The following is a 23025-nucleotide window of genomic DNA, read 5'->3' as shown; positions in this document are numbered from 1 at the left end:
GCTCAATTCGCAACCCGACACGGCCGTGGTGCAGATCACAATTTCGTACCGTAGCTGATTTCCAGCAAACCCTCCGGTCAGACGAAGAGGGCCACCTCCACCGCGTGGAGATGACCCTCGAGAAGACCGGAGCGGAAGCTTACACGGCGGCGAATTCCCCCTGAGTGGCCTGGACCAGCTCGTGCACGGTGGCCGCCAGCTCGGTCAGCGCTTCGGCATCCTCGCGCGGGTGTGTCGCGCCGAACCGCTCGCCGATCGTGGCGAAGTGCAGGTGGGCCGATTCGACCACCCGCGCGCCGGCCACGCCGAGCGACTTGACCGCGTCGCCATGCGCCCACTGCGCCGCGTTCGGGCTGATCGACGCGCTGACCACGGCGGTCGGCTTGCCCTTGATCGCGCCGGCACCGTACGGGCGGGAGGCCCAGTCGATGGCGTTCTTCAACACGCCCGGCAGCGTGCCGTTGTACTCGGGGGTCACGACGAGCAGGCCGTCGGACGCGGCGACCGCGTCGCGCAACGCCTGCGCCGCGGCGGGCACGGCACCCTCGACATCGAGGTCTTCGTTGTAGAACGGGATGTCGGCGAGACCTTCATAGAGGGTGATCTCGACGCCCTCCGGAGCGGTCTGTACGGCGGTCTCGGCAAGCTGCCGGTTGATCGAAGCCGCACGGAGGCTGCCGACGAGAGCGAGGATGCGGGTCTGTCCCATGACAACTCCTGGTGTACTGAGTGTGTGATGTCCGAACTTTCACTGATGACTAACCGGACCGCGGTCCGATTACTTCCCGCGGAGATTGTGTGTCTGCTGTGAGCTACCCCACATCGGATCTCCCGCTGCCCGGGCAGCGCCCACTGCTCGGCATCGGCGCGCCCCTGCCCGGCACGTCCGAGCCCACCGAACGCGCCGACGCCGCGCGCAACCGGCAGTTGCTGCTGGACGCCGCGCAGCAGCTGGTGCGCGAGCAGGGCGTGGACGGCCTCACCATGGACGCGCTGGCCAAGCGGGCCGGGGTCGGCAAGGGCACGGTGTTCCGGCGGTTCGGCAGCCGGTCGGGATTGCTGATGGCGCTGCTCGATCACTCCGAGCGCAAGGCGCAGGAGGCGTTCATGTTCGGGCCGCCGCCGCTGGGGCCCGGCGCGGCGCCGGTGGAACGGCTGGTCGCGTTCGGCCGGGCGCGGCTGCTCGACATCGATGTGGAGGGCGAGCTGTATCGCGCGGCGGAGGTCGGCGAGGCGGCCGATCGATATTCGGGCGCGCCGTACATGTTGCTCAAGGCGCACGTGTCGATGCTGCTGCGGCAGGCGGGCATGCCCGGCGATATCCCGTTGATCGCGGACAGCCTGCTCGGCGCGCTCAGCGCCGCGCTGGTCATGCATCAGATGCGCGCGCAGGGATATAGCCGCGAGCAGATCGGGGACAACTGGGAAGCGGTCGTTCGACGCGTTGTCACGCCGTGAATGGACAGTAAAGTGGGCTGCCATGCGGAACCTGCGCGAACAGATCATCACCGAGTTGGGCGTCCAACCGAGCATCGAGCCGAAGGACGAGGTACGGCGCCGGATCGATTTCCTCAAGGACTATCTGAACGCCACTCCCGCAAAGGGTTTCGTGCTCGGCATCAGCGGCGGCCAGGACAGCTCGCTGACCGGGCGGTTGTGCCAGCTCGCGGTGGAGGAACTACGGGCGGACGGGGTGGACGCGACGTTCGTCGCGGTTCGCCTGCCCTACGGCGTGCAATCCGACGAGGCGGACGCGCGGGCCGCGCTGCGCTTCATCCAGCCGGACAAGACGGTGTCGGTCAACGTGCGCCCGAGCGCGAACGCGACCGCGGGCGAGGTGGCCTCCGCGCTGAAGATCGACAAGCTCCGCGATTTCGTCCGCGGCAATATCAAGGCGCGTGAGCGGATGGTGATCCAGTACGCGCTCGCGGGTCAGGAGAACATGCTGGTCGTCGGCACCGATCACGCGGCAGAGGCGGTTACCGGGTTCTTCACCAAGTACGGCGACGGCGGCGTCGACCTCACCCCGCTGACCGGTCTCACCAAGCATCAGGGGGCGGCGCTGCTGCAGGAATTGGGTGCGCCGGAAAGCATTTGGTCGAAGGTGCCGACCGCCGACCTGGAGGACGACCGCCCCGCGCTGCCGGACGAGGAAGCGCTCGGGCTGACCTACCGCGAAATCGACGACTACCTCGAGGGCAAGGATGTCACCCCCGAGGTCGCCGAGCGCATCGAGTCGATCTACCTGAACACCCGGCACAAGCGGGCGGTTCCGGTAACCCCACTCGACACTTGGTGGCGCGACTAGCCGGCCGCTACTCCCGGCGGGTCGTCGCTGGCGGCGTAGGTCTGCATCGCATTGGCGATCGCGCCGGTGTTGTCGGTCAACGCCTTGTCACTGATGTTGGTGGTCGTGTCGCAGGACCGGTGGTAGCAGGGGTCGTAGGGACGGCCGGCCTGGCCGCCGAACCACTGCGCTTCCTGGCTGGTCTTGATGCCCTCGGCGCCGGTGAACAAGCCGCCGACCGCGATCCCGGCCCGCATGAACGCGCCGTAGTCCGAACGGCCGTCGAGCGCCGCGCGGTTGTGCCGCAGGCCCTTCGAGTCGAAGTAGCGGTTGAAGTCCTGCTCGATCTGGGCGGAGCCGGTCGGGCCCTGGCTGCCGTTGTAGATCTTGTAGGCGTAGTTCGGCGAGCCGATCATGTCGAAGTTGAGGTAGAGCTCGAGCTTGTCGCGGTTGGCCGCGGACAGGTTCGCCACGTAGTACTTGGAGCCGACCAGGCCGAGTTCCTCGGCGCCCCACCAGGCGAAGCGGACCTTGTTCTTCGGCGGGGTCGCGGCCATCTGCAAGGCGACCTCGAGCAGACCGGCGCTGCCGGAGCCGTTGTCGTTGATGCCCGCCCCGGCGCGGACCGAGTCGAGGTGTGCCCCGGCCATGACGACCTTGTCCGGGTTGCCCTGCGGGGAATCCGCGATCACGTTGTGCGTGGTGGCGGGGAGGGACTCGGTGTCGGTCTTGAGCCGGACCACCGTGTCCGCCTTGGCCAGATCCTTGCCGACGGCGAAGCTGGTGGCGACCACCGGCACGGTGACGCCGGTCTCGTCGAGCGGCTCGGCGAAGGTGTCGGTGCGGCCTGGCTGGCCCTCGTTGAAGATGATCACGCCGGAAGCGCCTGCGGCCTGGGCGTTTCGGGCCTTGTCGGCGGACGTGCAGGTACCGCGTTGCAGCAGCGCGATGTTGCCGCGGGTGAACTTGGCGAAGTCCGCGGCCTCGCAGCCGGAGGTCGAGCCGTTCGCCTCCGCACGCGGCGACAGGGCGAGGTCGACGCCCTGCACCGTAGCCTTCGCCTCGCCCGAACCGGAATAGGTCAGGGTGGCGAAGTCACCGAGCTGGCTGCGGTCCGGCGCGGACGGCTTGTACGCCGTCCGGGCGGACGAGACCTGCTCCAGGACCGCCGTCGACCGTTCCCGGAAGGACTGGAAAGTGAACGGCTGCAACGTCACCTGGTAACCCACGCGGCGCAGTTCGCCGGCCACGTAGTCGCGGGAGGCATCGTAGCCCGCGGTGCCCGCGGCCCGGGTGCGGCCGTTGGCATTCGCGATCGACTGGAACTTCTCCAGATGCTGCTTGACGGCGGGCGCCTTGATCGAGTCGGCCAGTCGCCCTGGCGGCGGACTGGGGTCGGCAAACGCGGACCCCGCAACGGCGAGGGATAACGCGAGGGGCAGCGCGGCGGCGGTGGCGATCACGCGACCGGCGGTGGCACTGCGGAAGATTCGGGGCATAGTCAGCTCCTCCAAAGGGACGGATGAATCCCGATGGCTCGGAGGTTAAAGCGGGGTGTCACCTCGATGAAACCCCAGTTGTAGTGGGGAAACGCGTTGCCATGCCGGGCAATCCGCCCGCACACCCCAGCTAGTGCCGATGGCCCTGCGCTTGGTCGCGACGCAGGAGTTCGGTGGTCATCGCGTGAATCGCCCTGGTGAGTTCGGTGTTGGTCTTGAGTTCCAGTTCCTGCTGGGTGAAGTCGTGATCGGCCTTGATCTGCTGGAACTGGGCCTGGCGGTTCTGGCCGATCATCACGAAGGTGGACAGGAAGATCGCCTCCAGCGAAACAACGAGAGTCAGTGTGGGCCAAGGGGTTTCCTCGAACCACAGCATCCAGACCGCGAAGAGGACGGCGTGGATGTAGACGAACTGCATCGAGCCCGCGAACTTGGTGATGAGGTCGGCGACGCGCAGCTGCATGCTGGACGCCCGGATGGCCTGCTGTTTCAGGACGGCGGGATGCTGAATGAGTTGCGGCTGCGGCATGGTCGATCGTCCTCCTGGGGCGGCGAAACGCGATGGCGCGCCGATGCTAACCCGCTGCCCGCGCCGAACCACGCACCTCGATTACCTGGCCGTGACCTCGGCGAGGCGGCGGGACAGGAAGCGGCGGACCTGGTCGTTGGTGGTGCGGTCGAGGGCGATTCGGTAGTGCGTGGCGGATTCCGGGTGGCGGCCGGCGCGGCGGAGTAGGTCGGCGCGGGTGGCGGCGACGAGGTGTGAGGTGGCCAGGCGGGGGTGGTCGGCGATTTCGTCGAGGGCGGCCAGGCCGCTGTCGAAGCCGCGCAGGAACCCTACGGCGATGGCGCGATTCACCAGGATGACCGGCGAGTCGGCGTAGGCGCGTAGTTCGTCGTAGGCGGAAACGATTGCGGCCCAGTCTGTTTGCTCCCAGGTGGCGGCGATGGTGTGGGCGCCGGCGATCCGCGCCTGTGCGAGGTACGGGCCACTGCCGTCCGCGGCGGCGGAGATCAGGCAGCGCAGCCCGGATTCGATCTGCGCCCGATTCCACGCGGACCGATCCTGGTCCTCGATCGGCACCAATTCGCCTTCCGCGCTGCGTCGTTGGGCGCGCCGGCTGTCGTTGAGCAACATCAGCGCCAGCAGCGATCGTGCCTCCGGCTCGTCGGGCAGCAGCGCGCACAGCAGCTTGCCGAGCCGAATTGCCTCGTCGCACAGCTCATCCCGGACCGCGGTCGGGCCCGAGGTGGCGAAGTAGCCTTCGGTGAAGACCAAATAGATACACGCCAGCACAGCAGGCAGCCGCTCCGGCAGCAGCGGCGCGGGCGGCACCCGCAGCGGAATGCCGGCCTGGCGGATCTTCGCCTTCGCGCGGGTAAGCCGTTGGGCCACTGTGTGTTCCGGTTGCAGGAAGGCCCTGGCGATCTCCGCGGTCCGCAACCCGCACACCAGTCGCAGCGTCAGCGCCACCTGAGATTCCGGCGACAGCGCCGGATGACAGCAGGTGAAGATCATCCGCAGTTGGTCGTCCGCTACCGGCGACATGTCGATCTCCTCGCTCGGCCCGGTCAGCAGAACGGCGTCCTGCTCCTTGCCGGTCCTGGCCGACTCGCGCCGCAGCCGGTCCAGTGCGCGGTTGCGGGCCGCGGTGGTGATCCAGGCCCCGGGATTGTCCGGTACCCCGCGGTCCGGCCAGGTGCGCAACGCGTCGGCGAACGCCTCCTGCACCGCGTCCTCGGCCAGCCCGATGTCGCCGACCAGCCGGGCGACCGTGGCCAGGGCCCGGCCGAATTCGGCGCGATAGACGGCGTCGACGGCCGGGCCCGGCACGGTCAGAAACCGACGTCGACGATGCGGCGCAGCTCCGAGCGGCCCTGTGGCCCGCGCGGGATCTGGGCCGCGATCTCGGTGGCCTCGGCCGGACCTGCCGCGGTGAACACGTACAGTCCGTCCACCACCTCGGCGCCCTCGGTGAACGGCCCATCGGTGAGCAGCAACTTCCCGTCCCGCACCCGGACGGTGGTCGCGGTGTCCGGCGGCTGCAAGGCCCCGCCGGCCCGGATCGCCTCGCCGACCTTTTCCGCGAACTGCCCGTGCTCGGCGGCCATCCGCTCCCAGTCCCGCGTGTCCGGCGCGATCACGTCCGACTGCGGCTCCCACAGCAGCGCGATCCACCAATCGGCGGCCGGGACTCCGTGCGGCGACCACATCGCCATCGGCCGCACCTCGATCGCGCCGCGCGCGGCCGCCGGGATCCGGCGCGCGAGCTGGATGGCCTCGTCCAGATCCTGCGCGTCGAACACGTAGAAACCGGTGACCACCTCGGCCTGCTCGGTGAACGGCCCGTCGGTGACCAGGGTCTGATCACCGCCGCGCCGGACGTTGATCGCCGTGGCCGGCGGGAACAACGCCGCGCCACCGGCGATCGCCGCGCCCGCCGCCTCCTGGAAGGCCGCGTATTTCGCCACTCCCTCGCTGAACTCCGGTGTCCCCGGCTCGGCTGTCTGCCCGTTTCCCACGATCGTCGCCAAGTAGTGCATGGCCGCCAACCTTCCTCGAATGGAAGAGCTCGATACCCTTCCCTACCCAAACGACGAACACGACAACGGTTTCTCTACCTGATCACTCGCCGAGATCGACGATCTGCCGCAGTTCCACCCGCCCGGCCGGACCGCACGGAATCCTGGCCGCGATCTCGGTCGCCTCGGCCCGGTCGCCCGCGACGAACAGATACACACCGTCGATCACGTCGGCCGACTCGGCGAACGGCCCGGCAGTGAGCCGCACCTGACCGTCGCGCACCCGGACCGTGGTCGCGGTGGCGGGCGGCTGCACCGCTCCCCCGCCGCGCAACGCGTCGGCCGACTTCGCACCGAACTCTTGATGCAGACCCACGGCCGTATCCCATTCGGGACTGCCCGGCGCGATCACCTGCTCGGGCGCCGCCCAGAGCAGCGCGAGCCACCAGTCCGCGCCCGGCGTGCCGTGCGCTTGCCACTGAACCATCGGCCGCAGCTCGACCGCGCCCTGCTCGGCCGCGGGAATCCGGCGGGCCAGTTCGATCGCCTCGTCCATGTCCTTGGTGTCGAAGACGAGGAAGCCGCCGACCACCTCGGCCTGCTCGGTGAACGGCCCGTCGGTGACGAGTGGGCGGCCGTCGGCGTGCCGGATGTCGACCGCGGTCTCGGCCGGATACAGCACCGCGCCGCCCGCGATCGCCGCGCCCGCGTTCGCCTCGAATACCGCGTACTTCTCGACCTCGGCCGCGAACTCCGGTGAGTCGGGCGGCAGGTCCGGCTCGTCCGCACGTCCTACCAATGTCGCCAGGTAGTGCATGGTCGTCATCCTTCCCGGAAACCGAGGAGTCCGATACCCCTCGCTACCTGGACGACGAACAGCGCGTCCGGTTATCTACGCGCTCGGTGAATTGTTTTGCGGTCAGCCGCCGGCGAAGGGTGGCAGCACGTCCACGCGGGGGGTCAGCGCGGCGTGCGGGTCGCGGGTCAACTCGTCGCCGACCAGGTAGGCACAGACCGAGAGCATCTTTTCCAGGCCCGGCCCGTAGGACGCGGACAGCGACGAGCGCAGGTCGGCGACGGTCGCACCGGCCGGCAGGTCGAGGGTCTCGCGGTCCTTGCCGACGGCGTCGGCGATGGCGGCGAAGTAGCGGATCTCAACCACCGATGGCTCCCATCGTGCGTTCCGGCGGGACGAACCCCTCCACATCGATGCCGTGACCGGCCCATTTGTTCCACATCGCGCCGCGCCACAGGGTGGCCACCTCGGCGTCGCCTGCGCCGGAGCGCAGCACCTGGCGCAGGTCGTACTCCTGGTCGCTGAACAGGCAGGAGCGCAGCATGCCGTCGGCGGTGAGGCGGGTGCGGTCGCAGGTGTCGCAGAACTTGCGGGTGACCGACGCGATGATGCCGACGGTCGCGGGTCCGCCGTCGACCAGCCAGGTTTCGGCCGGGGCGGCGGGATCGTCGCGGCCGGCCGCGGTCAGCTCGAAGCGAGTGCCGAGCACGTCCAGGAGTTCGGCGGCGGTGACCATATTGGTGCGGGCCCATTCGTGGTCGGCGTCGAGCGGCATCTCCTCGATGAACCGCAGCGCGCAATCCTCGTCGAGACACCACTGGAGCAGATCCCCTGCGCCGGAAAGGGTTTCGCGCATGAGCACGGCGTTCACCTTGACCGGCGCGAGCCCGGCCGCGCGGGCCGCCCGGATACCGGCCAGCGCCGAGTCGAGCCGATCGCGGCGGGTCAGCTTGGCGAAACCGGCCCGGTCGACGGTGTCCAGCGAGACGTTCACCCGGTGCAACCCGGCGGCGGCGAGCCCGCGGGCGCGGTGCTCCAGCCCGACGCCGTTTGTGGTCATCGCCAGCGGCGTGTTCGGTACCTGTTCGTGACATCCCGCGATGATCTGCTCGAGATCGCGGCGCATCAACGGCTCACCGCCGGTGAACCGGACCTCCTCGATGCCGAGCTCGCGCACCGCCAGGCCGACCAGGCGGACGATCTCCTCGACGGTCAGCAGCTCGTGCTGCGGAATCGCGGGCAGGCCCTCCTCGGGCATGCAATACGTGCAGCGCAGCGAGCATTTCTCGGTGATGGAGACGCGCAGATCGCGGGCCACCCGCCCGAATCGGTCCAGCAGGAACGGCGTATCGGGGCGGCCGTCGAGCGAGGGACGCCCGGAACGCACGGCAGGTATCCCCATCTCGACCAGAGTCACCTGTCCATTATGACCTCCGTCCGTCGTTGGTCAGTCGCAGAAGGTACGGAATAGCGCCCCGCGCGCCCCGCGAGATTGTGAGGTTCACACAAGCCGGACGGGCGATTGACCTCGATCGGCTGAGGTTAGGCTGGCTGCCATGAACCCTCGGCCCGCCAGCGTCTCGGCCCGGCCCGTCGACGACTACCGAGACAGCATCGAACAGCTGTTGCGCCCGCTCGCCGCGCGCCCGGTCGAACACGTCACGGTGCCCGCGGCCCTCGGCCGGCAGCTCGCCGAGGATCTGCGCTCCCCGGTCGATCTGCCGGTGTTCCGCAACTCGGCGATGGACGGTTACGCGGTGCGCGCCGCGTCCGTGGTGGTCGCGCCGGTGACACTGCGCGTGGCCGGGGTCGTCGCGGCGGGCAACGCCGGGCAGACGCCGCTGCCGCCCGGCGCCGCGATCAAGGTGATGACCGGCGCGCCGATCCCGCCCGGCGCGGACTGCGTGGTTCCGGTGGAGGACGTGCGCGCCGACAACGGCACCGTCACCATCGAACGTGGCCGCAGCGCAGGCGAATTCGTGCGGGAGGCGGGCACCGACGTGCGGGCAGGCGACCTGCTCGCGCACGCGGGCACCACGCTGGAGCCGCGGCACATCGCGGCGCTCGCGGCGGTCGGGTTGCCGAGTGTGCCGGTGTTCCACCGGGTCCGGGCCGCGGTTATCACTACGGGCGACGAACTCGTTCCGGCGGGCAGCACGCTGCGACCGGGGCAGATCTACAACTCCAACGGCATCGCACTGGCCGCCGCGCTCGCCGCGAACGGGGTGGATGTCGTCTCGGTCGCGCACAGCACCGACGATCCGGCCGAGTTCCGCGAGTTGCTGGCCGACGCGACCGGATCCGCCGATGTGGTGTTCACCTCCGGCGGGGTGTCCAAGGGCGACTTCGAGGTGGTCAAGGACGTGCTCGGGCCGCTCGGCGGGGTGTTCGGGTCGGTCGCCATGCAGCCGGGCGGGCCGCAGGGGCTGACCGTCGTCGACGGGGTTCCGGTGCTCAGTTTCCCGGGTAATCCGGTCAGCACGATGGTGTCGTTCGAGGTGTTCGCGCGGCCGATGCTGCGCGCGCTGGCCGGGCTGCCGCACGTCGACAGCTACGAGCTGCCGTTGCGCAACGAGGTGGCCCGCTCGCCGCACGGCAAGCGGCAGTTCCTGCGCGGCAAGCTGATTCGCGCGACGCACGGCGATCTGCCTGCGCTGCACCGGCATCCGGAGGCCGTCGAGGTGGTGTCCGGGCCCGGCTCGCATCTGGTCGCCGGGATGGCCTGGGCGGACGTGCTGATCGATATTCCGGCCGAGATCACCTCGCTGCCCGCCGGGGCCGTCGTGCGAGTGTGGTCGCTGTGATCCGTTCCGTCTCAGGAGTATTCGATGAGTGAGTTGTCCCATGTGGACGGCGAGGGCCGCGCCCGCATGGTCGATGTCAGCGCCAAGTCCGACACCACCCGGATCGCGGTGGCCGCGGGCGAATTGCTGACCACCGCCGAGGTGGTCGCGCTGGTGCGGGCCGACGACATGCCGAAGGCCGACGTGCTGTCCACCGCGCGGATCGCGGGCATCGCCGGGGCGAAGAAGACCTCGGAACTGATTCCGCTGTGCCATCAGCTCGCGCTGTCTTCGGTGAAGGTCGAATTCGGGTTCACCGAGGACTCCATCACCATCGAGGCCACCGCGAAGACCAAGGGGCCCACCGGGGTCGAGATGGAAGCGCTGACCGCGGTGGCGATCGCGGGATTGACGCTGCACGACATGGTGAAGGCGGTCGATCCGGCGGCGACGCTCAACGGGGTGCGGCTGATCACCAAAGAGGGTGGGAAGCACGGACATTGGGTGCGGCCCGAGTCTGCCGCGGACAACGAGACCACCGCCGGAACGCACTCGTCGGCAAGCGAATCCGCAGTCGAGGCGAAGCACGCACCGCAGGAACATCTTCCCGGCGCGACCGCCGTCGTCTTGGTCGCCTCGACCGGCGCCGCCGCGGGCACCCGAGTCGACACCACGGGCCCCGTCCTCACCGAATGGCTTGCCGGACTCGGCTTTTCGGTGCGCGGCCCGCTGGTGTACGCGGACGCCGACATCACGGTCGGCCTGGCCGACGCGTTGCGCCTGGAACCGTCGCTGGTGATCAGCACCGGCGGCACCGGCGCCTCCCCCACCGATGCCACCCCGGAGGCCACCCTCGCCGTGCTGACCCGCGAGCTGCCCGGCGTCGCCGAGGCGATCCGGCAGCGCGGCACGGCAAAGTTCCCGCTAGCCGCCCTGAGTCGCGGCGTGGCCGGGTTGGCCGGCCGGTCGGTGATCGTGAACCTGCCCGGCTCCCCCGGCGGGGTCAAGGACGGCATCGCGGTGCTCGAACCGCTGCTCGACCATCTGCTCGCGCAAGTAGCCGGAGGCGGAAACCATGACCACCACTGAACCCACCGTCCGGCTGGCCCGGGTCAGCGACCAGCCGCTCGACGCCGCCGCGGTCGAGGCCGCCGTGACCGGGCCGCACTACGGTGCCGTCGTCGTGTTCACCGGCAAGGTCCGTGACCACGACGGCGGACAGGCCGTGACCGCGCTGGAGTACTCGGCGCATCCCGAGGCCGAGCGCTTCCTACACAAGGTCTGCGCCGAGCTGGCCGAATCGGCCGGCCTGCCGGTCGCCGCCGTGCACCGGGTCGGCGCGTTGACCATCGGCGACGATGCGATCGTCGTCGCGGTCGCCGCCGCGCACCGGGCCGAGGCGTTCACCGCCTGCGCCGAGCTGGTGGACCGGATCAAGCACGAGGTGCCGATCTGGAAGAGACAGCTGTTCGCCGACGGATTGTCCGAATGGGTCAATTCCTGCGGTTAACCGAAGCGTGACAAGAACCCCATGACGAATCAACACGCCGGCGTTAGCGTGTCCGCACACGCAGTTCGCCGGAGCCACGGGAGGACGCGATGGGTACCGATCAGGTGTTGCTGCACCGGTTCGTCATCTCTCAGCTCAGCGCGGCCGGTCTCGATCGCGATCGGCTGATCCGCGAGACCGGGCTGCCCGAGTGGACGATGGCCGGTGACGACGTGCATCTGCCGAGCCACACCTTCTCCCGGCTGTGGGAACTCGGCGAGCACGGGCTCGGCGATCCGGACGTAGCGCTGAACGTGGCCCGGCGCTATCAGCTCCCCACCCTCGGGCTCTACGACTATCTGTTCTCCACCGCGCCCACCCTCGGCGCGGGCCTGGCGACCTGCGGGCCGTACGTCACCGCGGTCACCACCAACCATCGCTTCGACCTGGTCGCCGAGCGCGACGGCGAGGTGACGCTGTACCTCGACATGATCCGCGGCGAGGGCCGTGGCCGCGATCTCACCCAGCTGTGGGGCTTGGCCGCCGTGCTCAGCCGGGCCCGGCGGGTGGTGCGCGAGCCGGTGATCCCGCTGCGGATCTCGCTGCGCCAGTCCGCGCCGGTCAAGGTGGACACGTTCGTCGAGGTTTTCGGCACCACGGCAATCGAATTCGACGCGCCGGTGGACTCGATGGTGTTCCGCGCCAGTGATATGGATCTGCCGTTGACCACCAGCGATCCGGTGCTGGCCGCGATCTTGCAGCCGCTCGCCGAAGCGTTGCCGCCACCGCCGCCGCTGGCCACGGCCTGGCCGGAGCGGGTAGCGGCGGCTTTGGCCGAGGCGATGAAGACCGGTGATGTCTCGCTTGATCAGGTGGCGCGGAGGCTGGCCACCAGCCCGCGCACGCTGCAACGCCGGTTGATGGAGGCGGGCACCACGTGGCGGCGGGAATTGGATCGGGCGCGCACGGCCCGGCTCACCGAAGCCAGCTCGGGTGGTCCGCTCAGCCGGTCCCGGCAGGCCGAGTTGCTCGGTTACTCCGACGCGGGCTCGATGCGCCGCGCGGCCCGGCGGTGGATGGTGGCGCCCCGCGGCCAGCAAGCCGCCCGCTTCGACTGAGGCCTCACAGTTTGAGGAAACGCGCCACGATCCCCCAGAACGTGGCGTCCTCGATCGCGCGGAAATCCCAGCCGTTGGCGATGGCATGGGACTCCGCCACGATGCCGGGCACGTCGAAGTCGTCGCGCGTGGCGGTGCCCTTGGCCTCCAGCACTTCGATCACGTACTCGGTGGCGCTCTCCAGCGAATCTGACATTGGAAAACTCCCATCGGTCGCAAAACGAATCGTCTCGATCATGAATCGGTGCGCCGACCCGACACCGCGCGCGGCTTGTTCGCAGCATTGCGCACGTGCCGACGCGGCGGGCACCAGGACAGTCTCATGTCCGCCCGTCGCCGCCGCTAGCACCGAACGCGCCAGTTTGAGGCCGAACGCGCCAAATTCGTCGCAATGACCACGCGTGGAGCCGACGGGTGGGTGAGTTCAGTGTGGCGTGTAGCGCCACACCCCGAGCAAGGATTGCGGGTCCAAGGGCTCCTCGTCGAGGTGCACGGTGTCCTGCAACCGTTTCGTCGCCACCTCGGCGTCCATGCCCGCGCCGATGAGCACCAGCTGGGTGGTGCGGGATTCGCCGCGCGCCCAGTTCGCCGGCTCGAACACGAGGTGCCGGCCGACCAGGTGCAGCACGAACTTGCGGCGCTCGTCCGCGACCGCGAAGGCGGCGAAACCCTTGGCGCGGAACAGGCCCGGCGGCGGGTCCTCCAGGAAACCGATCAGCCCGCGCGGGTCCAGCGGCTGTTCGCTGGTGAAGGAGACGCTGAGGTAGTCGTCGTGCAGGTGGCGGTGCTCGGCGTGGTCGTGATCGTGGTGGTCGAGCAGTTCGTCGAAGCTCAATTGCTCGGCGACCCGCGGGGTTTCGTGCAACGGTTCGTCGAACAGCAGGCCGGGCTCGAGCCGGCCGTGCGTGGTCGCGTACACCGGCACCTGCCCGATCAGCTCCGCGATGTCCTGCCGCAAAGCGCTCAGCTGTGCGTCCGGCACCCGATCGGCCTTGTTGACCACGACCAGATCGGCTAGCCGCAGGTGTGTGGTCAGTTCGGGGTGGCGCGCGCTGCTCGCCGGGAACTGCTCGGCGTCGACCACCTCGACCAGGCCGCCGTAGCGGATGCGCGGGTTGTCGCTGCCGACCACCATCCGGATCAGGTTGCGCGGCTCGGCCAGGCCGCTGGCCTCCACCACGATCACGTCGATCTTGGCCCGCGGCTGCGCGAGCCGGGTGAACAGGTCGTCCAATTCGCTGACGTCCACCGCGCAGCAGACGCAGCCGTTGCCGAGCGAGACCATCGCGTCGACCTGGCCGGCCACCAGCATCGAGTCGATATTGATCGCGCCGAAGTCGTTGACCACCACGCCGATCCGGGTGCCTCGGCTGTTGCGTAACAGGTGGTTGAGCAGCGTTGTTTTCCCGGAACCGAGAAACCCCGCGACGATCACAACAGGAATCCGGTCAGCCACGCCGACCACCATACTGGGCCGCGCAAGGGCCCCGGAAACGCCGAACGTCACCCTCGACGAGGGTGACGTTCGGCCGGGCGATGGGTGCTACTTGGCCGGGGCGATGAACTTGGCCGCCAACGCGTACGCGAGGTTGATCAGCTCGGCGGTGACCATGTTGTTGTCCACGCCGAGCGACTTGGCCAGCGGCATGAGCAGGGTCAGGACCATGTCCATGATCTCGCGGACGGACTGCATGTCACTCGACTCGCCCGGCACCGTCTTGCTGCCCGGCAGGCTCTGCTGCGCACCGGGTGATTGCTGGGTGCCCGGCCAGCCCGAGGTGTCCGGAGCGGTCTGACCCTGCTGGGTGAAGGGTGAGGACTGCCCCGGCGGCGCGGCCTGGACCTGAGGTGCGGTTTGAGCCTGGGGAGCCGTGGCGCCCGCCGGCGGCTCGGTGGACGCCGGGTAAGGCTGGAACTGCGGCGTATTCGACTGAACCTGCGGCGCGGCTTGCGGTGCCGACGCGCCGACCGGAGGTTCGGTCGACGCGGGATACGGCTGCAACGGCGCCGAATTCGGCTGCGCCTGCGGTGCGGCCGGCACCTGCGGCTCGGTCAACGCCTGCGGTGCCGCAGCGCCTACCGGCGGCTCGGTCGAGGCCGGATGCTGCGGCAACGGCGCCGAATTCGGCTGGACCTGCGGCGCTGCCTGCGCCTGTGGGACCGTCGCGGCGGGATCCGCCGCCGCCGGATGTTGCTGTGGCACCGGTGCCGCGGCAGGCTGCTCGCCGGTCACGTTCGGCGTCACCGATTGCGGGCCGAGCAGATAACCCACCAGCCCCGTTGTGATGGTGACCGCGTGCTTGAGCTGGCCTTCCTTGCTCTCCAGCATCGCCGCGTCCTCGGCGTTGGCCCCGTTGCCCATCTCGACGAACACATCCGGCACCGCGGTCAGCGCGGGCCCGGCGATGTCCTTGCGCGGCATCAGACCGTTCGCGCTCGCGTACTTCGCCGGAACGAACCCGGCCTGCAAGTAGGCGTCGCGCATCGCGGTCGACGCGGCCAATCCGGCATTCGACTGGATCGCGTTGACCGTCTCGTCGGGGATCGGCAGCTCGGGCACGATCAGGTGGAAGCCGCGCTGGTCGGCGGGCGCACTGTCGGCGTGAATGCTCACCGCGACGGCAGCACCGGACTCGTTGGCGGCCCTGGCGCGATCGTCGACGCAACCGCCCCAGCCCTGATCGTCCTGGCGACTCAATTTCACCTGCGCGCCGAACTGCTCCAGCGCGGTCTTCACCAGCTGCGCCACGTTCCAGTTGATGGTGTGTTCGGGGACGCCGTTGACCGTGACCATGCCGGTGGTCTGGCAGTCCTTCATACCGCCGCGACCGTCGCTGACCTGTTTGGCCACGTTCTCGCTGTGGCCGGGCCCCTGATGGCCGGGGTCCAGGAAGACGATCTTGCCCGCGAGCTTGTTCGCCAGGTCCGGCTGGGCCGGCTCGGCCGTAGCGGTGACCGGCACGAACCCGGACAGCGTCACCGTGACCGCGGCCGTGACGGCGGAACAGATTCCGGCCCTGATGATGCTTGGCTGCTTCATGTTCGGTCGGTGCCCCGGGACAGGGCACCCCTCCCTTCCCATTAGTAACACCAAACCCAGTGGTTCACTCTCGCAACGCGAGCACCAGCATAGCAACCCCAGTTATCCAACCGTTACCGCTGCTGCGGTGTGTTCACCGGCAATTACGCGCCGCGCGGCAGCCGGCGCAGCGAACGCAGCGCATAGTGCACCCGCGTCTTCACCGTGCCGACCGGGACGCCGATGTCGTCGGCCACCTCCTGATAGGCGCGATCGCGCAGGATCACCTCGGTCACGGCTTCCCGCTGCGGACCGGGCAGCAGCGCCAGCAGCTCCGCGACCAGCAGCCCGTCGATCAGGCCGTCGGCGAAATCGGGATGCGCGTAGCGGGCGTCACTGAGCTCGCCGACCTCGTCCCAGCCGGTGTCCCCCGGCCGGGCGGCCCGCGCGCGGACCATGTCGATGATGACGTTGCGCAGGATCGCCAGCAGCCAGGTCCGGACGCTACCCTTGGTCGCGTCGAAGAACCCGCAGGAACGCCACGCGCGCAGCAACGACTCCTGCACGGCTTGCTCGGCGAGTCCGCTATCGCCCAGCGCACGCATTGCCCGCCAATGCAATAGGGCTCGATCGGTCGCCAGCACCGCGGCTAGCCCGGAATCGCTGCACAGTCCCGCGCACCGCGCGCCGCACGACGGGGAACGTCGATCCGTCCGGACGGACTCCAACCGAGCACATGTCATACCTCGGATATCGCGGCCGACTCGGCCGATGACAACATCGTGCGCGATTTGGTAATGCATCCACACAAGAAATGTGGAATGCGGCACATCCGGCCCGGTCCTCTGGTAGATCTTGGCCCGGAGATTTCGGGGATCTCCCAGGTCAGCCGCTGCGCGGCGGTTGCCGCACGATTCGAGGAGAACATCGCCATGCGCGCAAGCACGCTGCTCATCGCCGGCGCTCTGACGTCCGCGACCGCCCTGCTCGGAGCCGGGACCGCGGCCGCCGAACCCGCGAATGCCATGCCAGGGGACGGCGTCTACCTGGTAGGCGTCGACATCTTCCCCGGCGTCTGGGAGGCCCCCGGCACGCCCGACCCGGCGTACGGCTGCGATTGGCGCAGGCTCTGGAAGGTCGAGGGCGACAACACCGAGATGGAATACATCATCGGCAACAACTTCACCCGGCACGGCCCGATCCGGGTGGAGATCAAGCCGACCGACGTGGGCTTCAAGACCACCAACTGCGGCGCGTGGCGGCTGCTGCCCCCGCCGCCGCGCACGGGATCGTTCGGCGGCTGATGCCGCCGCCTCGCTAGGGTCAGGCCCATGACGAGGACCAAGATTCTGATCACCGGCGCGAGCGCGGGCCTCGGCGCCGCGATGGCCCGCGACTTCGCGGGTAAGGGCCGCGACCTCGCGCTGTGCGCGCGACGGCTGACCGCGCTCGAAGAGCTGCGCGACGAACTCGTGGCGGCACATCCCGGCATCACCGTCGCGGTGCGCGCGCTCGATGTGGACGAGCACGCGGCGGTGCCGCGGGTCTTCGGCGAGCTGCGCGACGAGCTCGGCGGATTGGACCGCGTGATCGTCAATGCCGGCCTGGGCAAGGGCGCGGTCCTCGGCACCGGCCGGGCGCGCGCCAATATCGCCACGGCAACCACGAATTTCGTCAGCGCGCTGGCACAGGCCGAGGCGGCGCTGGAGATCTTCCGCGAGCAGAACGCCGGGCATCTGGTGCTGGTGTCCTCGATGAGCGCGGTGCGCGGGCTGCCGGGTAAGAAGGCCGCCTACTCGGCGAGCAAGGCGGGGCTGGCCGCGCTCGGGCAGGCGCTGAGCACCGAACTGGCGAAGTCGCCGATCGCGGTCACCACGCTGCTGCCGGGGTTCATCGCCACCGACATGGCCGCCAAGTCCGGCGATACGCGGTTGGTCGCGCCGCTGGACAAGGGCGTGGCGGCGATGGTCGGCGCGATCGAGAAGGAACAGCGGCGCGCATGCGTACCCGCGTGGCCGTGGCGCGTGCTGGATCGGGTGCTGCCGATATTGCCGGGCGCGATCGTCGCGCGCATCAGCTGAGTCGCGGTTGCGCGCCGCTCGTGAATTACGAAATAACGTGTCGCGCGCCACATTATCGGATGCTAAAAGTTAGCCAAATGTCCGAATTTATGTTTCTTTAACATATTCCACTTCTATTTGACGTTTCCCTTGCGCCGCTTGTTACATCTCCGTAATAAAGTGCGACGAGCCTTTGCACAGGTTCGTATTGATGGGCCGCGCCGGCTCGTGCTCCCCGAAGTGCCGACGGTGCTCCTGCTGAGGAAAGTGTTTGAAAAGTATGAGGGTCAAGAAGTTCGCTGCCGCGTCCACGCTGGTTATCGCGGCTGTCGGGATCACAAGCGGCACCGCCTACGCAGAGCCTGCCGCGCCGGCCCCCGTACCGGGGTCGACCGTGCAGACCGATATTCTGCCCGGCATCCACTACACCGCGAATGTGGTCGACAAATCGGTCGTACTGAAGACCGACGCCGGGTCGCTGACGACACAGGGCACGCAATTCCAGGTTCTGGATAATCAGGGCAACTTGGTTGCTGGCATGCCGCTGACCTATCTCAAAGACGGCATGGAATGGCCGATTGCGGCCCAGATCGACGGCAACACCGCCACTTTCACGCCGAGCACAGATGCGGCGGACGCCCATCCCGCCACGATGTTGCAGCCGGTCGCGGCCAAGGATGTCGCGGGCGCCGACTTCAACACCGCGCTGAGTACGGCGGCCACCCAGTTCGGCCTGGCCACCGCCATCGGCACGCTGGTCGGCACGATCGTCGGCGGCGCCCTCGGCTGTGTCGCGGGTGCGATCATCGGCGCGCCGCTCGTGGTGCCGACGTTCTTCGCCGGCCCGATCGGCCTGTGCATCGCGGGCGCCGGAGTCGGCATCGCGCTCGGCGCCGCGGCGGGCATGATCCTGCTCGGCGTACCGGTCGGCATCGCCAGCGCGGTGCAGTTCTTCAGCTCCGTCTACGGGTAAGCAACACCGATAACCGCCGAGGCCCGGCAGGTGACTCTTCGTCGCCTGCCGGGCCTTGTCGTCGTTGCCCGACCCCGCCCGCCGTCCAGGGAATACTTCCGCGGCGACCGTCGTTGAGCAGATCGAGACCATTGCGCGCCGATGATCGAGCCTGTACTCTCGGCCACGTCTTCTCCTTGTGGATGTAGGTAGTTCTCCCACAAGATTTTTTCGAGATCCCCCTTCCGACCCGGTCGACAGAGCCGTTCCGGAATACCCCGAGGATCCCCACTCCGCGACGTGCACCATGCCGTCGCATTCACGGCCGTTCGCCGTACCCGAAAACTCACTCCCCAGAAGGAAATCCCATGAACACCAACACAATCAACGACACGGACACCGAGGACAGAGTGACCGAAGCGCCGCAGACCCGCACCGTCACCGGCATCCTCGACCTCACCGACAACCGCGGCACCCTACGCCTGGACGGCTACCTGCCCGGCCCGGACGATATCGCCGTACCGCAGCGACTGATTCGCGAACACCGCCTGCGCCGAGGCGACTTCCTCACCGGCACAACGCAATCCGCAGGAAGCAACGGCAAACCCGCGCCACTGCGCACGGTCGGCACCATCAACGGGCAGCACCCGGACAAGATCCGCAACCGCCCCGCCTTCGCCGACCTGGTGCCCATCTACCCCAACGAACGCCTGCGCCTGGAAACCGAACAGCACGCCATGACCACCCGCGTCACCGACCTCGTCATGCCCATCGGCAAGGGTCAGCGCGCATTGATCGTCGCACCGCCCAAAGCGGGCAAAACCTCTGTACTGCAAGCCATCTCGCACGGCATCGCGAAGAACCACCCCGAATGCGAACTCATGCTCGTGCTGGTCGGCGAGCGCCCCGAGGAGGTCACCGACCTCACCAGGGCCGTGCCCGCCGACGTCGCCGCGGCCACCTTCGACCAGCCCGCCCGCGAACACATCGCGGTCGCCGAACTGGCCATCGAACACGCCAAACGACTCGTCGAAATGGGTCGCGACGTCGTCGTCCTGCTCGATTCGCTCACCCGCCTCGCCCGCGCCTACAACCTGGCCAGCCCTGGTTCCGGCCGAGTCTTGTCCGGCGGCGTGGAGGCCTCCGCGCTCGCCCCGCCCAAGCGCTTCCTCGGCGCCGCCCGCAATATCGAGAACGGCGGCTCGCTCACCATCATCGCCACCACGCTGGTGGAGACCGGCTCGCTGGCCGACACGGTGATCTTCGAGGAGTACAAGGGCACCGGCAACGCCGAGCTCAAATTGGACCGCGTCGCCGCCAACCGCCGGGTCTTCCCGGCCGTCGACATCGGCCAGTCCAGCACCCGCAAGGACGAGCTGCTGCTCGGCCCCGACGAGCTGGCCGCGACCCACACCCTGCGCAAAACCCTTGCCACACTGGACAATCAACAGGCCCTCGACCTGTTGCTCGAAGGACTGCGCAAGTCCGAGACGAACGCCGAATTCCTCGCCCCGATGCGCGCCGGACGCGGCTGAGCGGGTTTTCGCCCTGGATACGGTGGTGGCGTAAACCCGCCGGATTCCCCGTCGCGCCGCTGCTGAACTGGGCTGCGTGTCCACACTTCTCGCCGACCCCGCCCCTACCCGCGGCCGCCTGACCGGCTGGCTCGCCGTCGTCTCGGTGATGATCGCGATCTTCGCCATCGTCACCACCGAGATCCTGCCGATCGGCCTGCTCACCTCGATCGGCGCCGACTTCACCATCTCCGACGGCATGGCCGGGCTGATGATGACCATGCCCGGGCTGATCGCCGCGGTCACCGCGCCGGTGGCCACCGTAGCCACCGGACGCATCGACCGGCGAATCATGTTGTGCCTGTTCATGTTCCTGCTCGTACTGGCCAATGCGCTGGTGGCCGCCGCACCCGCGTACTGGGTGGTGTTGGCGTCGAGGGTGCTGGTCGGCGTGACCATCGGCGGGTTCTGGTCCATCGCGGCCGGGCTGGCCCAGCGGCTGGTGCCCGAGCCGTCGGTGGGCCGGGCCACTGCGGTGATCTTCTCGTCGGTGCCGCTCGGTTCCGTGCTCGGCGTGCCCGCGGGGACGCTGCTCGGCGAGATCGCCGGGTGGCGAATGACATTCGTGGTCGTCGGGGTGCTCTCGGCGGTAGTGCTCGGCATGCTGATGGCGTTCCTGCCGCCGCTGCCGGCCCGCACGGTCACCCGAGCGGCCGTGCTGCGCGAGTCGCTGCGCGGCATCAATGTTCGATTCGCCTTGCTGACAACGTTTCTCGTCGTGCTGGCGCATTTCGGCGCCTATACCTACGTGACACCGTTCCTCGAACAGGTGCCGCAGCTCGGACCGGGCATGATCACGTTGCTGCTGCTGATCTACGGCACCGCAGGCATTCTCGGTAACTTCCTCGGCGGTGCCGCGATCGTGCGGCGACCGCACGCCACCTTCGGCTGCGCCGCGGCGCTGATGGCAGGCGCCATGTTGCTGCTGCCGGTCTTCAGCCGAGGGGAGGCGGGAGCGCTTGTCCTGCTGATCATTTGGGGCATCGGCTACGGCGCGATCCCGGTGTCCACGCAGACCTGGTTCACCAAGGCGGTGCCGCACGCGCCGGAAGCGGCCTCGGTGCTGTTCACCGCGTCGTTCCAGGCCACGTTCTCGCTGGGAGCGTTGGCCGGCGGACTGGTGGTGGACCGCGGCTCACCCACCACCGTGATGTTCCTCGGCGGATTCGTCGCCACACTGACGATCATCGCGGTGGCCACGCACGCCGCGCAGCATCGCACCTGGCCTGATCCGCAGCCCTTACCTCGCGGGTAATCGACCAGCGGCGGCGGATCGGGCAGGATCGCGACCATGATCGATGAGCCGGGCACCAAGCTGTTCCACCAGACCATGCCGTTCACCGAGCGGCTCGGTATCGAGGTGCTCGAACACGGCCCCGACCTGGTGCGCAGCCGGATCGCCTGGGACGAATCCCTGTGCACCCTCGGCGGCGTCCTGCACGGCGGGGTGCTCATGTCGCTGGCCGACGCGACCGGCGCGGTCTGCGCCTACCTGAACCTGCCCGAGGGCAAGGCGGGCACCACCACCGTCGAATCGAAGACCAACTTCGTCCGCGCGGTCCGCTCCGGCTACGCCACCGCCTCCTCGACCGCACTGCACGCCGGCCGCACCTTCATCGTGGTGGAGACCGAAATCCGCGATGACGCGGGCAAACTGGTCGGAAAGGTAACCCAGACCCAAGCCGTGCTGTAGACGGGCGCGTCGCCGACCACACCCGAGCCAGGTCCAGAAGTTGCCGCAGTTCGGTGTCGAAATCGTTGGCGAGCAACGGTAGCTGCCCCGCGGTACCTGACCCAGCCGGCCTGAGCCCGTGCTTCCTGGCGTGCGTGGCCTCGGCCAAGCGCTGCGCGTAGGTGGTTGTCGCCCAGTCCGATTCCCGCCGACGAGCGGCAGCCGGCACCGGAACGGCAGGCGCCGCAGGCAGATACGGCCCGAGATGCAGCAGCGCGTCCCGGATCTCCACGGTCATCCGAAGCAACCGCGCAGTGGCATCGATGCGCGCCGGAACCGCCGGGGCGAGCACGATCTCGGGCACCGCGGCCGTCAGGTCGCGCCACAGCGGCAGCAGCCTGCGGCACGAGCGCGCCGCACTGTCCAGGCCAGCCTTCGTGATCAAGACCCGGACCAGCGGCACGGCGACAATGGTGACGTTGAGCAGGATGCAGAGCGTGAATGCCGCGGCGATCCGTGGCAATTGCGGGCCCAGCACGGGCCAGCCGAGGAAGGTCTGCGCGACCGAAAGTCCTACGCAGACCCAGATGTACACCGTGGATCCGGTCATGATGAACAGCACGATCCGCTCCCGGGCGGGCAGATCGCCGGACCGCAGTTCACGGATGCCCATGCCGCTGAAGGCCACCGTGTGCCACAGCAACGGAATGCCGAAGGCGATGCCGGTGAGGATGCCTTCCCAGTCGGGATTCATCGGGACCAGCCGTCCATCGTTGCGGGCGGAGGTGCCGGCGACGATGATCACGACCGTCGCGAGCACGGCGATCAAGCTGTCCAGGCGGTGGCGGCGCCACACGATCGCCGGATCGGCATCCGCCTCGGCCGAGCCGGCGATCGTGGCCAGATGCGTTGTGGTCAGCAGGATGCCGCCCAGCGCAAGCTGATTCGCCAGGCCCGTGAGAAACGGGGTCAGCGTGCATCGGTACAGCAGCAGAGTGCCGAGGCTCCACAGAAACAGGCGATTGATCACCTGATCGAGCAGGGTTTCCCGGACGAGGAACAACCGCCCGGCGGTGATGATCGAGACGTAGCCGATCACGGACCAGGCAACCGTTCCGGAGGTCAGCCACGCGGTCAAGGCCGGTCTCCGGAGCCCGTTACCGCACGTGGGCTTCGACTCGTCATGGACTACACGGAACACGACAAAGCCCGCCCTGGCAACGGTTCTCGTTGCCGGGGCGGGCTTTCCCGGT

25 protein-coding genes are annotated in these 23025 nt (G+C 68.7%); 12 read left to right on the top strand and 13 right to left on the bottom strand.

All coding sequences use genetic code 11. The features are described 5' to 3' along the window. Positions 1-139: 139 nt before the first annotated feature. Positions 140-709 carry an NAD(P)H-dependent oxidoreductase gene (locus tag AB0M22_RS02200; protein ID WP_364719946.1) on the bottom strand — a complete coding sequence of 190 codons (570 nt, stop codon included), beginning with the start codon at positions 707-709 and terminating at the stop codon, positions 140-142. Between the two features lie 125 nt (positions 710-834). Here AB0M22_RS02200 and AB0M22_RS02195 point away from each other — a divergent pair, with 125 nt between their 5' ends. Both AB0M22_RS02195 and nadE read left to right on the top strand, forming a co-directional pair. After that, positions 835-1458 carry a TetR/AcrR family transcriptional regulator gene (locus tag AB0M22_RS02195; RefSeq protein ID WP_364721606.1) on the top strand — a complete coding sequence of 208 codons (624 nt, stop codon included), beginning with the start codon at positions 835-837 and terminating at the stop codon, positions 1456-1458. 22 nt (positions 1459-1480) lie between these two features. Beyond that, complete coding sequence (gene nadE / locus AB0M22_RS02190) at positions 1481-2308, top strand: ammonia-dependent NAD(+) synthetase (RefSeq protein ID WP_364719943.1); 828 nt, start codon at positions 1481-1483, stop codon at positions 2306-2308. Here nadE and AB0M22_RS02185 read toward each other — a convergent pair. From AB0M22_RS02185 to moaA, 7 genes are all read right to left on the bottom strand, one after another. Further along, positions 2305-3786 carry a M28 family metallopeptidase gene (locus AB0M22_RS02185; RefSeq protein ID WP_364719940.1) on the bottom strand — a complete coding sequence of 494 codons (1482 nt, stop codon included), beginning with the start codon at positions 3784-3786 and terminating at the stop codon, positions 2305-2307. The two genes, nadE and AB0M22_RS02185, sit on opposite strands and share 4 nt — an antisense overlap. A 130-nt stretch (positions 3787-3916) precedes the next feature. Continuing rightward, positions 3917-4315 (bottom strand): DUF1003 domain-containing protein, encoded by a 399-nt coding sequence (locus tag AB0M22_RS02180; protein ID WP_364719937.1) that lies wholly within the window; start codon positions 4313-4315, stop codon positions 3917-3919. An 81-nt stretch (positions 4316-4396) separates the two neighbouring features. Then, entirely contained in the window at positions 4397-5620 is a 1224-nt protein-coding gene (locus AB0M22_RS02175; RefSeq protein WP_364719934.1) for a sigma-70 family RNA polymerase sigma factor, read from the bottom strand. A gap of 2 nt (positions 5621-5622) precedes the next feature. Further along, on the bottom strand, positions 5623-6330 hold the full coding sequence (locus tag AB0M22_RS02170) for a YciI family protein (protein WP_364719931.1): 708 nt from the start codon (positions 6328-6330) through the stop codon (positions 5623-5625). Positions 6331-6412: 82 nt separating this feature from the next. Beyond that, positions 6413-7126, bottom strand: a complete 714-nt coding sequence (locus tag AB0M22_RS02165; protein WP_364719928.1) for a YciI family protein — start codon at positions 7124-7126, stop codon at positions 6413-6415. A 102-nt stretch (positions 7127-7228) separates the two neighbouring features. Then, positions 7229-7471 (bottom strand): MoaD/ThiS family protein, encoded by a 243-nt coding sequence (locus AB0M22_RS02160; protein ID WP_364719926.1) that lies wholly within the window; start codon positions 7469-7471, stop codon positions 7229-7231. After that, positions 7464-8522: a GTP 3',8-cyclase MoaA gene (gene moaA, locus AB0M22_RS02155; protein ID WP_364719923.1), complete on the bottom strand. Its 1059-nt coding sequence runs from the start codon at positions 8520-8522 to the stop codon at positions 7464-7466. Before moaA ends, AB0M22_RS02160 begins: the two co-directional genes overlap by 8 nt. 139 nt (positions 8523-8661) lie before the next feature. Here moaA and glp point away from each other — a divergent pair, with 139 nt between their 5' ends. The 4 genes from glp to AB0M22_RS02135 all read left to right on the top strand — a co-directional run bounded on the left by glp (position 8662) and on the right by AB0M22_RS02135 (position 12495). Continuing rightward, positions 8662-9909, top strand: a complete 1248-nt coding sequence (gene glp, locus AB0M22_RS02150) for a gephyrin-like molybdotransferase Glp (protein WP_364719921.1) — start codon at positions 8662-8664, stop codon at positions 9907-9909. Positions 9910-9933: 24 nt separating this feature from the next. After that, a complete protein-coding gene (gene moaCB / locus AB0M22_RS02145) occupies positions 9934-10977 on the top strand; it encodes a bifunctional molybdenum cofactor biosynthesis protein MoaC/MoaB (RefSeq protein ID WP_364719919.1) in 1044 nt (347 codons plus the stop codon). Next, positions 10964-11398, top strand: a complete 435-nt coding sequence (locus AB0M22_RS02140; RefSeq protein ID WP_364719916.1) for a molybdenum cofactor biosynthesis protein MoaE — start codon at positions 10964-10966, stop codon at positions 11396-11398. Before moaCB ends, AB0M22_RS02140 begins: the two co-directional genes overlap by 14 nt. A gap of 89 nt (positions 11399-11487) precedes the next feature. Next, on the top strand, positions 11488-12495 hold the full coding sequence (locus tag AB0M22_RS02135; protein ID WP_364719913.1) for an AraC family transcriptional regulator ligand-binding domain-containing protein: 1008 nt from the start codon (positions 11488-11490) through the stop codon (positions 12493-12495). 4 nt (positions 12496-12499) lie between these two features. Here AB0M22_RS02135 and AB0M22_RS02130 read toward each other — a convergent pair whose 3' ends face one another. From AB0M22_RS02130 to AB0M22_RS02115, 4 genes are all read right to left on the bottom strand, one after another. Then, positions 12500-12805: a hypothetical protein gene (locus AB0M22_RS02130; protein WP_364719911.1), complete on the bottom strand. Its 306-nt coding sequence runs from the start codon at positions 12803-12805 to the stop codon at positions 12500-12502. A 114-nt stretch (positions 12806-12919) separates the two neighbouring features. Then, on the bottom strand, positions 12920-13963 hold the full coding sequence (locus AB0M22_RS02125; RefSeq protein ID WP_364721604.1) for a CobW family GTP-binding protein: 1044 nt from the start codon (positions 13961-13963) through the stop codon (positions 12920-12922). 75 nt (positions 13964-14038) lie between these two features. Beyond that, positions 14039-15535, bottom strand: a complete 1497-nt coding sequence (locus AB0M22_RS02120) for an N-acetylmuramoyl-L-alanine amidase (protein ID WP_364719909.1) — start codon at positions 15533-15535, stop codon at positions 14039-14041. Positions 15536-15678: 143 nt separating this feature from the next. Beyond that, complete coding sequence (locus AB0M22_RS02115; RefSeq protein ID WP_364721602.1) at positions 15679-16257, bottom strand: sigma-70 family RNA polymerase sigma factor; 579 nt, start codon at positions 16255-16257, stop codon at positions 15679-15681. A 189-nt stretch (positions 16258-16446) separates the two neighbouring features. Here AB0M22_RS02115 and AB0M22_RS02110 point away from each other — a divergent pair, with 189 nt between their 5' ends. From AB0M22_RS02110 to AB0M22_RS02085, 6 genes are all read left to right on the top strand, one after another. Continuing rightward, positions 16447-16818: a hypothetical protein gene (locus tag AB0M22_RS02110; RefSeq protein ID WP_364719906.1), complete on the top strand. Its 372-nt coding sequence runs from the start codon at positions 16447-16449 to the stop codon at positions 16816-16818. Positions 16819-16845: 27 nt separating this feature from the next. Further along, on the top strand, positions 16846-17595 hold the full coding sequence (locus tag AB0M22_RS02105) for an SDR family oxidoreductase (protein WP_364719903.1): 750 nt from the start codon (positions 16846-16848) through the stop codon (positions 17593-17595). Positions 17596-17854: 259 nt separating this feature from the next. Then, complete coding sequence (locus AB0M22_RS02100) at positions 17855-18547, top strand: hypothetical protein (protein WP_364719900.1); 693 nt, start codon at positions 17855-17857, stop codon at positions 18545-18547. Between the two features lie 347 nt (positions 18548-18894). Then, positions 18895-20061 carry a transcription termination factor Rho, short form gene (locus AB0M22_RS02095; protein WP_364719898.1) on the top strand — a complete coding sequence of 389 codons (1167 nt, stop codon included), beginning with the start codon at positions 18895-18897 and terminating at the stop codon, positions 20059-20061. Between the two features lie 76 nt (positions 20062-20137). After that, positions 20138-21355 (top strand): MFS transporter, encoded by a 1218-nt coding sequence (locus AB0M22_RS02090; protein ID WP_364719895.1) that lies wholly within the window; start codon positions 20138-20140, stop codon positions 21353-21355. A 36-nt stretch (positions 21356-21391) separates the two neighbouring features. Next, complete coding sequence (locus AB0M22_RS02085; RefSeq protein WP_364719892.1) at positions 21392-21793, top strand: PaaI family thioesterase; 402 nt, start codon at positions 21392-21394, stop codon at positions 21791-21793. Here AB0M22_RS02085 and AB0M22_RS02080 read toward each other — a convergent pair. Continuing rightward, positions 21714-22910: an MAB_1171c family putative transporter gene (locus AB0M22_RS02080; protein ID WP_364719889.1), complete on the bottom strand. Its 1197-nt coding sequence runs from the start codon at positions 22908-22910 to the stop codon at positions 21714-21716. The genes AB0M22_RS02085 and AB0M22_RS02080 overlap by 80 nt on opposite strands. Between the last annotated feature and the right edge of the window lie 115 nt (positions 22911-23025).

The sequence above is a fragment of the Nocardia sp. NPDC051756 genome (assembly GCF_040681495.1).
GTDB lineage: Bacteria > Actinomycetota > Actinomycetes > Mycobacteriales > Mycobacteriaceae > Nocardia.
This window is presented reverse-complemented; position numbering and strand designations above follow the sequence as displayed.